The 13,330-nt window shown below is 71.3% G+C and carries 9 protein-coding genes; 6 read left to right on the top strand and 3 right to left on the bottom strand.

The features are described from left to right. Positions 1–79: 79 nt before the first annotated feature. The gene (gene lipA, locus DEJ09_RS04825) at positions 80–1,063 is read right to left on the bottom strand and encodes a lipoyl synthase (RefSeq protein WP_111087790.1); all 984 of its coding nucleotides are present in this window, start codon (positions 1,061–1,063) and stop codon (positions 80–82) included. Continuing rightward, a complete protein-coding gene (gene lipB / locus DEJ09_RS04830; RefSeq protein WP_111087855.1) occupies positions 1,060–1,803 on the bottom strand; it encodes a lipoyl(octanoyl) transferase LipB in 744 nt (247 codons plus the stop codon). Before lipB ends, lipA begins: the two co-directional genes overlap by 4 nt. Before the next feature lie 84 nt (positions 1,804–1,887). Between lipB and DEJ09_RS04835 the strand changes: the two genes are divergently transcribed. Then, complete coding sequence (locus tag DEJ09_RS04835) at positions 1,888–2,589, top strand: hypothetical protein (protein ID WP_111087791.1); 702 nt, start codon at positions 1,888–1,890, stop codon at positions 2,587–2,589. 44 nt (positions 2,590–2,633) lie between these two features. Next, positions 2,634–4,184: a signal recognition particle protein gene (gene ffh, locus DEJ09_RS04840; protein ID WP_027465889.1), complete on the top strand. Its 1,551-nt coding sequence runs from the start codon at positions 2,634–2,636 to the stop codon at positions 4,182–4,184. A 332-nt stretch (positions 4,185–4,516) separates the two neighbouring features. Here ffh and DEJ09_RS04845 read toward each other — a convergent pair whose 3' ends face one another. Then, on the bottom strand, positions 4,517–5,656 hold the full coding sequence (locus DEJ09_RS04845; RefSeq protein WP_181433023.1) for a glutamate--cysteine ligase: 1,140 nt from the start codon (positions 5,654–5,656) through the stop codon (positions 4,517–4,519). Between the two features lie 119 nt (positions 5,657–5,775). Between DEJ09_RS04845 and aroA the strand changes: the two genes are divergently transcribed. The 4 genes from aroA to DEJ09_RS04865 all read left to right on the top strand — a co-directional run bounded on the left by aroA (position 5,776) and on the right by DEJ09_RS04865 (position 13,304). Next, entirely contained in the window at positions 5,776–9,042 is a 3,267-nt protein-coding gene (gene aroA, locus DEJ09_RS04850) for a 3-phosphoshikimate 1-carboxyvinyltransferase (RefSeq protein ID WP_111087792.1), read from the top strand. Then, positions 9,039–10,217 (top strand): acyl-CoA dehydrogenase family protein, encoded by a 1,179-nt coding sequence (locus DEJ09_RS04855; RefSeq protein ID WP_111087793.1) that lies wholly within the window; start codon positions 9,039–9,041, stop codon positions 10,215–10,217. Before aroA ends, DEJ09_RS04855 begins: the two co-directional genes overlap by 4 nt. Before the next feature lie 83 nt (positions 10,218–10,300). Further along, the gene (locus DEJ09_RS04860; protein WP_111029153.1) at positions 10,301–11,164 is read left to right on the top strand and encodes an SDR family oxidoreductase; all 864 of its coding nucleotides are present in this window, start codon (positions 10,301–10,303) and stop codon (positions 11,162–11,164) included. 4 nt (positions 11,165–11,168) lie between these two features. Beyond that, a complete protein-coding gene (locus tag DEJ09_RS04865; RefSeq protein ID WP_111087794.1) occupies positions 11,169–13,304 on the top strand; it encodes an FAD-dependent oxidoreductase in 2,136 nt (711 codons plus the stop codon). The last annotated feature ends 26 nt before the right edge of the window (positions 13,305–13,330 follow it).

Genomic DNA, 13,330 nt, shown 5'->3' on the forward strand with positions numbered 1-13,330 from the left:
CGACAGTTCACGTGCTCCGCAGCCCGTGAAGTGTCGCTCAGCGCGAAACGCCGGCCGCGCCGCGCGCGCCGCGCGCGCGTCAGACGGCCTGGCGACCGGGGGTCGCGTCGAGCAGGTGGGCCAGGTGCTCGGGAACCGAGCCGCCGCGGGCCACCGTCGCCCGTGCCCACAGCCGGCCCGCCCGGTACGACGACCGGACCAGCGGTCCGGCGAGCACTCCGGCGAAGCCCATCTGCTCGGCGACCTGGCGGAGCTCGACGAACTCCTCCGGCTTGACCCAGCGCGCGACCGGCAGGTGCCGGGGCGACGGGCGGAGGTACTGCGTCAGCGTGATGATGTCCGTGCCCGCGTCGAACAGGCGCTGCAGGGCGTCCTCGATCTCGATGCGCTCTTCGCCCATGCCGAGGATCAGGTTCGACTTCGTGACCAGTCCGGCGTCGCGGCCCTGGGTGATGACGTCGAGGGAGCGTTCGAACGTGAACGCCGGCCGGATCCGCTTGAAGATCCGCGGGACGGTCTCGACGTTGTGGGCGAAGACCTCGGGGCGGGCGTCGAACACCGGGCCGAGCTGGTCCGGTCGCCCGTTGAAGTCCGGCACCAGGATCTCGACGCCGGTGCCGGGAGAGTGCTCGTGGATCGCCCGGATGGTCTCGGCGTAGAGCCAGGAGCCGCCGTCGGGCAGGTCGTCGCGGGCGACGCCGGTCACGGTCGCGTACCGCAGCCCCATCTCCGCCACGGAGTCCGCGACCCGGCGGGGCTCGTCGCGGTCGAGCGGTTCCGGCTTGCCGGTGTCGATCTGGCAGAAGTCGCAGCGACGGGTGCACTGCGAGCCGCCGATCAGGAAGGTGGCCTCGCGGTCCTCCCAGCACTCGAAGATGTTCGGGCACCCGGCCTCCTGGCAGACGGTGTGCAGCTGCTTCTCGCGCACCAGGCTCGACAGCTCGCGGAACTCGGGGCCCTGCGTGGCACGGGTCTTGATCCACGCTGGCTTCGTCTCGATCGGGGTCTCGGCGTTCCGGGCCTCGACCCGGAGCATGCGGCGGCCTTCGGGGGCGAGGGTCATACGAGGGTCTCCTGTCGGGCGGGCGCGGTGCTGGTGCTGGTGCTCGTGCTCGTGCTGGTGCTGGGGGCCGTCGTGCTGATCCGGTGGCCGCTGTGCATGCCGTCGACGGCCTGTTGGACACGCCCTGCCACCAGGGGTGCGAGGTCGTCGACGGTCACGTGGGCACGCCCCACGTGCGCCGCGGCGGCGCTCAGCGTCGTGACCCCGGCGTCCGCGATGCCGCACGGGACGATCGCGGCGTAGGCGTCGAGGGCGTTGTCGCAGTTGATCGCGATGCCGTGGCTCGTCACGCCCTCGGCCACGTGCAGGCCGATCGCGCCGACCTTGGCGGCGGGGGACGCGTCCGTGCCCGGCACCCAGGCGCCGCTGCGACCCGCGACCCGTTCGGCGTGCACCCCGACTGCGGCCGCGGCGTCGATGACGACCTGCTCCAGGTCGCGCACCCAGGCGACGACGTCGAGGGGTTCGGCGAGCCGGACGATCGGGTATGCGACCAGTTGCCCCGGCCCGTGCCAGGTGATGCGTCCACCACGGTCGGTGTCGACGACCGGGGCGCCGTTCGTCGGCAGGTCGGTCGGTTCGGTGCGGCGTCCGGCGGTGTACACGGACGGGTGCTCGCAGAGGACGACGGCCCCGGGGGAGCGGCCGGCGACGACGTCGGCGTGCAGGTCCCGCTGCAGGGCGAGGCCGTCCGCGTAGTCGAGCAGGCCGTGGTGGCGGACGATCTCGAGTTCCGGCATGCGGCGAGCGTACGACAGTTTCTGGACGGCGTCCAACAACCGGGTGCTTGACCTCAACAAGGGTTGAGATGGTCCGATGAGGACATGGACATCCGACAGGTACAGCTCGCCACCCGATCGCTCGCCGACACCGCCCGGTTCTACGAACGACTGGGGTGTCCGGTCGAGATCGTCGACGCCACGGTGCGCGTCGTGGTGGGGTCGACGCTCCTCGTGTTCCGCGAACTGCCGGAGATGGCCGGAGCCCTGCACCTGGCGATGACCATCCCCACGGGGACGTTCGACGCGGCCAAGGCCTGGATCGCCGGACTGACGACGGTGCTCGGTACGGACGACCAGGACGAGTTCGAGGGGCCGCCGAACTGGAACCCGCGGTCGGTCTACTTCGAGGGGCCCGACGAGCAGCTCCTCGAGCTCATCGAGCGGCGGGACCTGGAGTCGGGCGCCCGGCGCGCCGGCGACGGTTCCGGCACCGGCACCGGCACCGGCACCGGCACCGGCACCGGCACCGTCGTCCCGCTCGTCTCCGTCAGCGAGGTCGGCGTCCCCGTCCCCGACGTCCTCGGCGCTGTCGAGGCCCTGCGGCGCGCCGGTGTCGAGCCGTACGCCAACCCGCCGGGCGAGTCGTTCGCGGCGGTGGGCGACGTGGACGGTCTCGTGATCCTGGTGTCGCCCGACCGACGCTGGTTCCCGACCGGTGACCGGAGCCCGTCGAGCGCGCCGGTGGTCATCGACGTGGGGCTCGCAGCGCCGCTCGAGCTGACCGAGGGTGTCCTCCTGCGGTGAACGGGCCGGTGTCGTCGGCGGGAGCCTTGTAGAATCGACGGATCATGGCGCAATTCGGTTCACTCTCCGATCGGCTGACCGAGACCTTCCGCAATCTGCGGAGCAAGGGTCGGCTGACTCCGTCCGACGTCGACGGCACCGTCCGCGAGATCCGGCGGGCGCTCCTCGACGCCGACGTCGCGCTCGAGGTCGTCAAGGCGTTCACCGCATCGGTGCGCGAGCGTGCCCTCTCCGACGAGGTCAACCGCGCGCTCAACCCGGCGCAGCAGGTCGTCCAGATCGTCAACGAGGAACTCGTCGGCATCCTGGGCGGGCAGCAGCGACGGCTCGAGTTCGCGAAGAAGCCGCCGACGGTCATCATGCTCGCGGGTCTGCAGGGTGCCGGTAAGACCACCCTCGCGGGCAAGCTCGGCAAGTGGCTCAAGAAGGACGGCCACACCCCGATGCTCGTCGCGGCGGACCTCCAGCGTCCGAACGCTGTGCAGCAGCTGCAGGTCGTCGGCGAGCAGGCCGGCGTGCACGTGTTCGCGCCCGAGCCCGGCAACGGTGTCGGCGACCCGGTCAAGGTCGCCAAGAACGCCATCAAGGCCGCGATCGACCAGCAGTACGACACCGTCATCGTGGACACCGCCGGTCGACTCGGTGTCGACGCCGAGCTGATGAAGCAGGCCGCGAACATCCGCAAGGCCGTCGACCCGGACGAGGTCCTGTTCGTCATCGACGCGATGATCGGTCAGGACGCCGTCAACACGGCCCGTGCCTTCCAGGAAGGCGTCGACTTCACCGGTGTCGTGCTCTCCAAGCTCGACGGTGACGCACGCGGTGGTGCCGCCCTGTCGGTGGCCAGTGTGACCGGCCGCCCGATCATGTTCGCGTCGACGGGTGAGTCGCTCGACGACTTCGAGCCGTTCCACCCGGACCGCATGGCGAGCCGCATCCTCGACCTCGGCGACATCCTGTCCCTCATCGAGCAGGCGCAGGGCGCCTTCGACGAGGAAGAGGCGCGCAAGGTCGCGGACAAGATCGCGACCGACAACTTCACGCTGAACGACTTCCTGCAGCAGATGCAGCAGCTCCGCAAGGCCGGCTCCATCAAGGGCATGCTCGGCATGCTCCCGGGAGCGAAGGGCATGCGCGAGGCGCTCGACAACTTCGACGAGCGCGAGATCGTCCGCACCGAGGCGATCATCCAGTCGATGACGCCCCAGGAGCGCGAGCTCCCGAAGCTCCTGAACGGTTCGCGCCGTCTGCGCATCGCGCGCGGTGCCGGATCGACGGTCACCGAGGTCAACGCGCTGGTCAACCGCTTCGAGCAGGCCGCCAAGATGATGAAGACCGTCGCCCGCGGTGGTGTGCCGCAGATGCCGGGCATGGGTCCGATCCCGGGCATGCACGGCGGCAAGAAGCAGCAGCAGGGCGGCAAGAAGAAGTCGAAGGTGGGCAACCCCGCCAAGCGCGCAGCCCTCGCGGCCGGCGCGGCGGCTGCGCCGCAGCAGGCCCCGCAGGGGTCCGGCCTCGGCCTCGGCGGCGCCAAGGGCGGCAAGGCACCGACCGAGGAAGAGCTCGCGTCGCTGCAGAAGTTCCTGGGTCGCTAGTCGCGACCACCTGACGGACGGGAGGCCCGGTGCCAGCTGGCACCGGGCCTCCCGTCCGTTCGTGGTCGCGCCGCGACGTTCCTTCCCATCGCACGCGCGATGGAAAGTGGAATCGGGCGTACCTGGTCGAAAGAAACGACCAGGTATGCCCGATTCGACGAGGTATACCCGGATCGATTAGGTGGGTGGGCGCGGACTGGACGCGGGGGCGGCGTCGCGACGTTCCTTCCCATCGCACGCGCGGTGGAACGTGGAATCGGGCGTACTTCGTCGAAAGAAACGACCAGGTACGCCCGATTCGACCAGGTACGCCCGGGACGGGCCGGTCGCGGCTAGAGCGCTTCGCGGAACTCCGTCACCAGGTGGCGGACGACCTCGCGCAGGTCGCCGCCGTTCTCCTGCGCGACCTGCAGCTGCCGCTGGTACGAGGCGCCGCGCTCGATCATCGTGTCGAGGTGGTGCAGTTCGTCCTGGCAGCCGAGCCGCTCGGCGATCGGGTCGAGCCGCTGCACCAGGTCGTGCACCTCGTCGGTCACGAGCCGCTCGTCGCCGGCGACGTTCGTGATGATCTCGGCCTCCATGCCGTAGCGGGCCGCGCGCCACTTGTTCTCGCGGATGAACCACGGCTGCATGGTGGGCAGGGTCTCACCGGCGTCGAGCCGGTCCGAGCAGGCGGTGACCAGGCACTGGACGAGCGCGGTGACGGCGCCGACCTCGTGCAGGGTCGAGATACCGTCGGACACCCGGTTCTCGAGGGTGCCCCAGCCCGGCGACGGACGGATGTCCCAGCGCAGGTCCTTCACGCCGTCGATGACGCCGGTGTGCGTGAGGTCGCCGACGACCTCTTCGAAGTTCGCCCAGGCGCCGAGCTGCGGCGGGAGCCCGCCGGTCGGGAGCTGCTGGAACATGAGGGCGCGGTTCGAGGCGTACCCGGTGTCGGTGCCGCCCCAGAACGGGCTCGACGCGGTGAACGCCTGCAGGTGCGGGACGTAGGCGAGCATCGCGTTCATGATCGGGACCGCCTTGTCGCGGTCGTCGATGCCGACGTGCACGTGCACGCCCCAGATGAGCATCTGGCGTCCCCACCAGCGGGTCCGGTCGATCAGCGTCGTGTAGTGCTCGCTGTCCGGGGTGATCTCCTGCTGGTCCCACACTGCGAACGGGTGCGTGCCGGAGCACATCACCTGGGCGTCGAGCGGTTCGGCGGCGTCGATGACCTCGCCGATGATGCCGGACAGCTCGCTCGTCGCAGCCCCCACGCGGTCGTGGACGCTCGAGACGACCTCGACCGTGTTGGTCAGCAGCTCCTCGGTGACGCGGTCGTGGTCACCGAGCCGCTCGTGCACGGCGGCGATGACGGCGGGGGCGCGGGGAGCGAGGTCGCCGGTCGACCGGTCGACCAGGGGGAGTTCCCACTCGACGCCGATGGTCGACGGGCGGGACTCGGTGAAGCGGATGTCCATGCCGTCCATCCTGCCCGGGTCCTTGTCGGACACGCACAACGAAGCGTTGTCCCGATCGTGCGGATCGCCCTGCAACTAGTTCCACTGTGGGCGTACCGTTGAAATGTTCCTACAGGGAAGAGGTACGCATGCAGTTGGTGGTGCGCGGGACGAACGCCCCGCTCGTCGGAGAACTCGACATCCCGGTCTCGAAGTACCACGCGCACCGCGCGCTGGTGCTCGCGTCGCTCGCGAAGGGGACGAGTGTCGTCTCCGGGGTGAGCGCGACGCGACAGGTGGAGTGGACCGTGGGCACGCTCCGCGCGCTCGGCGTCGACGTCAAGCGTCGTGGGAACGCGTACCACGTGACCGGACTGGGCGGCCGGTACCAGGCCACCGACGTCGTGGACCACGGCTCGCGCGGTGCCGACGGACTGCTCAACATGGGGTCCTCGGGCACCACGCTCTACTTCATGACCGGGCTCGCCTCGCTGGCCGACCGCCCGATGACCCTGTCGGGCATGAAGTACTTCCAGCGCCGGCCGATCAAGGCGCTGCTCACCTCGCTGACGCAGATGGGGGTAGAGCTCGAGGCGACGAACGACTGCCCGCCCGTCACCGTGCAGCCGAAGCGTCCGCGTGGCGGTGACGTGACGATCGCCGGCACCCTGTCGCAGTGGGTGTCCGGGCTGCTGCTCGTGGCACCGTTCGCCGAGCACGAGACGCGGATCCACATCACCGGCGGGCGGCTCAACGAGCAGCCCTACGTCGAGCTCACCGTGCGGATGATGCGGCAGTTCGGCCTGACGGTCGAGGTCTCCGACGACTGGCTCGAGTACCGGATCCCGGCGGGCCAGCAGGCCACCCCGCACGACTACGTCATCCCGCCCGACATCGGCTCCGCAGCGTTCGGCATCGCGGCGGCCGGCACCCGCGAGTCGAACGTGCTACTGCGGGGCATGACGGCCACGACGACGGCCGAGACCGACCACCCGGAGAGCGAGTTCCTGGACCTCGCGACCGCGATGGGTGTCCCGATGCGGATCGACGAGGAGACCGGCTTCGTCCGGATCGAGCACGACGGGTCGCCGCTCCGGCCGCTCGACGTCGACTGCCGTCCGATCCCGGACCTGCTGCCCGTGCTGTCCACGATGGCCACGTTCGCCGAGGGCACGAGCCGACTGTGGAACGTGGCGCACATCCGGCTGAAGGAGTCTGACCGCGTGGCGGCGATGCTCCAGCTGAACCGGATGGGCGGCCGTGCCGAGCAGGGTGCGGACGAGCTGCGGGTCACCGGTGTCGGTGCGGCTGGGCTGCACGGAGCGCCGATGTCCTCGTTCAACGACCACCGCGTGCTGATGTCCCTCGCGGTCGCGGCGTCGAGTGCCGACGGGGTGTCCGGCCTGACCTACCCGCGTGCCTACCGGATCTCCTACCCGACGTTCCTCGAGGCGATGAACTCCGTCGGGCTCGACATGTCCGTCGGTGACCGGCTCGCAGCCCAGGTGGCGCGGGACGACCGGATCGACGCCGCCGAGGCCGACGGGGTCCGCACGCACCTGGGCGCGCCCCCGGTCAGCGCGGCAGCCGAGGACCTCGAGACGTCGGCGGCACCCGAGCCCGCCGACCAGCCGGTCGCGCAGCCCGCCGCACAGCCCGCCGCCGCGCAGCCCGCCGCCCCGCAGCCCGCCGTCGCCGTGCCCGAGCTCGCCGGCGTCGACGCCGACCCCCTCGTCCTGAGCGAGCGGGTCCGTGCCCTGTCCCAGACCGACCCCGACGGCCTGGCCGTGATCGAGGTCGGCGGTGCGACGCCCGTGAACACCACGTGGAAGGAGCTGCAGGACGAGGCTGACCGGGTCTCCGCCCTGCTGCTCGAACTCGGCGTGCGCACGGGTGAATCCGTCGCGATGCAGCTGCCGAACTGGCGCGAGTTCGTGTCGATCACCCTCGGTGCGGTCCAGATCGGCGCCGTCGCGACCCCGATCATGCCGGTGTTCGGTCCCCGCGAGACCACGATGACGCTGGCGCGTTCGAAGGCCCGCGTGGTCTTCCTGCCGAACGTGTTCCGGAAGCGCCGTCCCGCGCTCGAACTCCTCGACGTCATCGACGAGGCCGCAGCGCAGGACCGCCGCCTGTCGCTCGAGCACGTCATCGTGCTCCGAGCCGAGGCCCGCGGGCAGGGGGACACCCCGACGAACCAGCCGCCGCTGCCCGCCGACGCCCTGGAACGGGTCGTGGCGAGCGACTGGCACTGGCGCTACTTCGAGAACGCCCTCGCCGCCGTGCACGTCGACGTCGACGAGATCGCGTCGCACGCTCCCGGGCCGGACGACGTCTGCCAGCTGCTCTTCACCTCCGGCACCACGGGGGAGCCGAAGGGCGTGCAGCACCCGCACCGCACGCTCGGGCTCGCGACCGCCATGCACGTGGCGCAGTCCGGGCTGACCAGCGCCGACCGCATCTACATCCCGTCGCCGCTCGCGCACCAGACCGGGTTCCTGTACGGCATGCTGCTGGCGTTCCGGCTCGGTGCCCCGCAGGTCATCCAGCCGGTGTGGGACGGCCGCGTCGCACTCGAGCAGGCGTTCGGCGTCGCACGGGCGTCCTTCGTGCAGTGCGCGACGCCGTTCCTGACCGACCTCGTCGACCTGGTCGAGGCCGGTGCTCCGCAGCCCGAGTCGCTCCGGATCTTCGTGCCGACGGGCGCCGCGGTGCCCCGCGCACTGGCCCAGCGAGCGAGCACGGTGCTCGGCAGCGCCATCCTCGGCGCCTTCGGGACGAGCGAGACGTGTCTCGGGGCCCTGTCCAGCCCGAGCGACGACCCCGCCGACGCGTACGGTCACGACGGCCGGGCGCTGCCGGGCATCGCGATCCGCATCGTCGACGACGCGGGGATCGAGCTGCCCGCCGGGACCGAGGGCAACTTCGAGCTGCACTCGCCGACGATGTTCGCGGGCTACCTCGACCGCCCGGACCTGACCGACGACGTGTTCACCGCGGACGGCTGGTACCGGACCGGCGACCTGGCGAAGGTCGACGAGAAGGGCTTCCTGTCGATCACCGGGCGCGTGAAGGACGTCATCAACCGCGGCGGCGAGAAGATCCCCGTCGTCGAGATCGAGAACCTGCTGTACCAGCACCCGCTGGTCACGGACGTGGCGATCGTGGCGATGCCGGACGGGCGACTCGGTGAGCGTGCCTGCGCCTGGGTGGTGAACGCCCGCGCGGACGAGCCGCTCGACTTCGCCGGGATGCAGCAGTACCTCGACACGGCCGGCGTGAGCAAGTACTACTGGCCGGAACGACTCGAGTACACCACCGAGCTGCCGCGCAACGCGGTCGGCAAGGTCCAGAAGAACATCCTGCGCGAGCAGGCGGCCGCGCTCGTCGCGACGAAGGAGAACGAGACACGATGACGATCGTCGAGCAGACGAGCACGGGCTTCGACGAAGCCGCCTTCCAGCAGCTCAAGGCCGAGGTCACCGAGTGGGTGCGCGGCCCCGGCGAGGAGTGGGCGGACGAGATCGAGCGCACGGGCCGGGTCGCTCCCGAGCTGTTCCGGGAGCTCAAGGACAACGGGTGGCTCAGCCTCGCCGCCCCGACGGAGCTCGGCGGACGGGCGATCCCGTTCTCGCGCTACCTCGAGATCATGGAGGTCGTCTCCCGCTCGCACGCCTCCATCCGCATGCTCGTGCACGTCATCAACGGCACCTGGCGCGCGATGGCTCCCTACGCGACGCCGGAGCAGATCGAGCAGGTCGTCAAGCCGTCCGTCGCCGGTGACACGCTCGTCGCGTTCACCCTGACCGAGGCCACCGCGGGCACCGGAGCGGACATCCGCACGACCGTCCGGCGCGAGGGCGACACCTACGTGATGAACGGCGAGAAGCACCTCATCACCTTCGGCGTCAAGGCCGACTACTGGCTCATCGCCGCCCGCCTCGAGGGGACGAGCGGCCAGGACGGCACGGTCGCGTTCCTCATGCCGAACAACGGGCTGCCGGGTGCCGAGGTGATCGACGACTCCGACACCATGGGCATCCGCGGCACCGACCACGCGATCCTGCGCTTCACCGACGTGCCCGTGCCGGCGAGTGCACTGCTCGGCGCCGAGGGCCAGGGTCTCGAGGTCGCGCTCGGCGGCTTCCTGCTGCCGAGCCGGGTGTCCGTCGCGATGAGCGCCGTCGGGCTCGCGGAGCGGGCGAACGAGCTCGCCGTCGAGTACGCGAACAAGCGTGAGACGTTCGGCAAGCAGCTCTCCAGCCGCCAGGCGATCCAGTTCTACCTGGCCGAGAACTACGCCGACATCGCCGCAGCACGCGCCCTGGTGCTCGAGGCCGCGCGCGCCTACGAGGAAGACCGTCCCGACGCCGGCACCCTTTCCAGTGCCTCGAAGATGGTCGCCGTCGACATGCTCGCGCGCGTCACCGACAAGGCCCTGCAGGTGCACGGCGGGCAGGGCTACTGGAAGCGCAACGCCATCGAGCGCGTCTACCGCGACGCACGCGCGCAGCGCTTCGAAGAGGGCACCAACGAGATCCAGAAGCTGATCGTCGGCCGCGCCGTCGTGACCGGCAAGGCCGGGTTCTAGACCACAACCGACCACCGGACTGGAGGCCCGTGGCGGGCCCGCCCCGCGCCTCCCGTCCGTCCCCACGCACGCAAAGGACCGCAGTGACCGACAGCACCAACGCACCCATCGCGCTCAGCTCGCCCATCGCACTGATCACCGGCGCTTCGCGCGGCATCGGCCGCCTGCTCGCGCAGAAGCTCGGCCAGCGCGGCGTCACCGTCGTGGTGACGTACAAGGGCAACGCCGACCTGGCCGAGGAGTCCCTCGCCGACGTCAGGGCGGCCGGCGGCGACGGCATCACGGCGCAGGTCGACATCGAGCAGCCGGAGTCGATCGACGCCCTGTTCGACCTGGTGCGCGACACCTACGGACGCCTCGACATGTTCGTGGCGAACGCCGCCGCCAGCGCGTTCAAGCCCGTCGCCGACCTCAAGCTGCACCACCTCGACCGCAGCTACGCCACGAACGCCCGCTCGTTCGTGCTCGGCGCCCAGCGCGCCGCGGAACTCATGGACCGGGGTGGCCGCATCGTCGTCGTGACCTCGTACGGATCACTCCGGGCATTCCCGACCTACGCCGCACTCGGTGCCGCCAAGGCCATGAGCGAGGCGTACATGAAGTACATGGCGGTGGAGTTCGGTCCGCGCCAGATCACGGTCAACGCGGTGAACGGCGGCCTCATCGACACCGACTCGCTCGAGTACTTCTACACGAAGGTCCCCGGCCAGGCGCCGATGGACACCGTGCTCGAGAAGCTCCCGCTGCAGCGCCCTGGGACGGCCGATGACATGGCCGACGCCGTCGACTTCCTGCTGTCGGACAAGGCCGGGTACATCACCGGGCAGGTGCTCTCGGTCGACGGCGGGCTGACGGTCATCGCACCGCCGTACTGGTCGGACACGACGTCGCCCCTCCGCGACGCGGTGCTGCCGGCCGACGCTCCGGCCGCTGACACCGCAGAATAGGCGCATGAGCAGCGTCGCTTCCGCCCCCGTCGTGCCGGAGTCCCTCCGGACCGTCGCGTCACCCTGGACCCTCGGCCCCCTGCACCTGGCGAACCGGGTGGTGATGGGGTCGATGCACACCGGGCTCGAGGTGCACGACGACGACGGAGCCGGCATGGCCGCCTTCTACCGCGAACGGGCGGCCGGCGGGGCGGCGTGCATCATCACCGGCGGGATCGCGGTGAACGACGAGGCCCGCGGCGGTCCGGACTTCGCGGTGTTCGGCGTCGGGGGAGCCGACGAGCGGTTCCGGGTGGCGGTCGACGCCGTGCACGACGAGGGCGGGACGATCCTCGCGCAGCTGTTCCACGCCGGGCGGTACGCGCTCGCGTCGGGCATGGTCGACCGGCACGGCGACCCGCAGCGAGTCGTGGCGCCCTCGGCCCTGCCCTGGGCGGCCGCCCGCGGGGTGGTGCCGACCGAGCTGACGTCGGCCGAGGTCGTGCGGACCATCGAGGACTTCGCCGCCGCGGCCCGCACCGCGCGCGCGATCGGGTTCGACGGTGTCGAGATCATGGCGTCCGAGGGGTACCTGATCAACCAGTTCCAGTCACCGCTGACGAACCTGCGCGACGACGAGTGGGGCGGTGACGCGGAACGGCGTCGGCGCTTCGCGATCGAGGTCGTCCGGGCCGTGCGCGCCGCGGTGCCCGAGCTCGCCGTGACCATCCGGCTGTCCGGCGCCGACCTGATGCCCGGCTCGTCGACCGAGGACGAGGTCGACGCGCTCGTGCACGACCTGCTGCCGCTCGGGCTCGACGGCATCTCGGTCGGCATCGGCTGGCACGAGTCCCGCACCCCGACCGTGCAGGCCTCGGTGCCGCACGGGGCCTGGCTGGCGTACGCGACACGGATCGCCGCGGTGGTGCGCGCGTCCCCGTACCCGGACGTCCGCGTGATCGCCTCGAACCGGATGACGGACCTGCGCGACGGTGAAGCCGTGCTCAGTGACGGCCTGATCGACGCCGTCGCGCTCGCCCGGCCGTTCCTCGCCGACCCCGCCATCGTGTCGCGCTCGCTCGCGGGCGGGTTCGCCCTGGTGAACACCTGCATCGGCTGCAACCAGGCGTGCCTCGACCGTTCGATCATCGGCGCACCGGTGTCCTGCCTGGTGAACCCCCGTGCCGCCCGCGAGGTCGCGTTCCCCGCCCGCCCGACCACCGACCCGAAGCGCGTCGACGTCGTCGGTGGCGGACCGGCCGGGCTCGCCGCCGCGGTGGACGCCGCCCGCCGGGGCCACGACGTCACCGTCTGGGAGGCGTCCGACCGCCTCGGCGGCCAGTTCGGCCTCGCCGCACTCGTCCCGGGGAAGGAGGACTACGCCGCCACGGTGCGGTCCGCACGTGCCGAGCTCGCGGAGCGGGGCGCCACGATCCACCTCGGACGCCCGGCCACGGCTCGGGACCTCGTCGACAGCGACGCCGTCGTGCTCGCGGCCGGGGTGGTCCCGCGGAGCATCGACGTCCCCGGCAGCGACCTGCCGCACGTGCTGTCCTACGAGCAGGCACTCCACCAGGGGGTCCCCGAGGGCACCGTCGCGATCATCGGCGGCGGCGGCATCGGCGTGGACACCGCGGCGTTCCTGACCGAGTCGCCCGACGAAGTCGTCCGGGCCGCCGAGTTCGCGGCCCGCTGGGACCTCGACGTGTCCGAGGAGCTCGTCGGCGACGTGCCGCAGCGCCTCCCCGCGGCACGGCGCACCACCCGACCGGGGTCGCAGGTGACGGTGCTCCGGCGTTCGGGCAAGTTCGGCCAGGGGATCGGCATCACCTCGCGCTGGGTCGCGATCGGCCGGCTGCGGGACGCCGGGGTGCGGATGGTCGGCGGCGTGCAGGAGTACCTGCGCATCGAACCCGGGGTGCTCTGGATCCGCGACGAGCACGGGGACGAGGTCGGCGTGCCGGCGGACACCGTCGTGGTCTGCGCCGGGCAGGAGCGCGCGACCGACGCCGAGGGCGACGCGCCTGACGGACTCGTGACGGGCCTCCAGGCCGCCGGCGTGCCGTACGCCGTCGTCGGCGGTGCGCGTGACGCACGGAGCGTGGACGCGGTCCGGGCGACGTCCGAGGCCCTCGAAGCGGTGCGGCGGCTCGCGCCGTAGCGAGTCGGCTCGCATCACGGCCGGGA

Source organism: Curtobacterium sp. MCLR17_055, from assembly GCF_003234305.1.
Lineage (GTDB): Bacteria > Actinomycetota > Actinomycetes > Actinomycetales > Microbacteriaceae > Curtobacterium > Curtobacterium flaccumfaciens.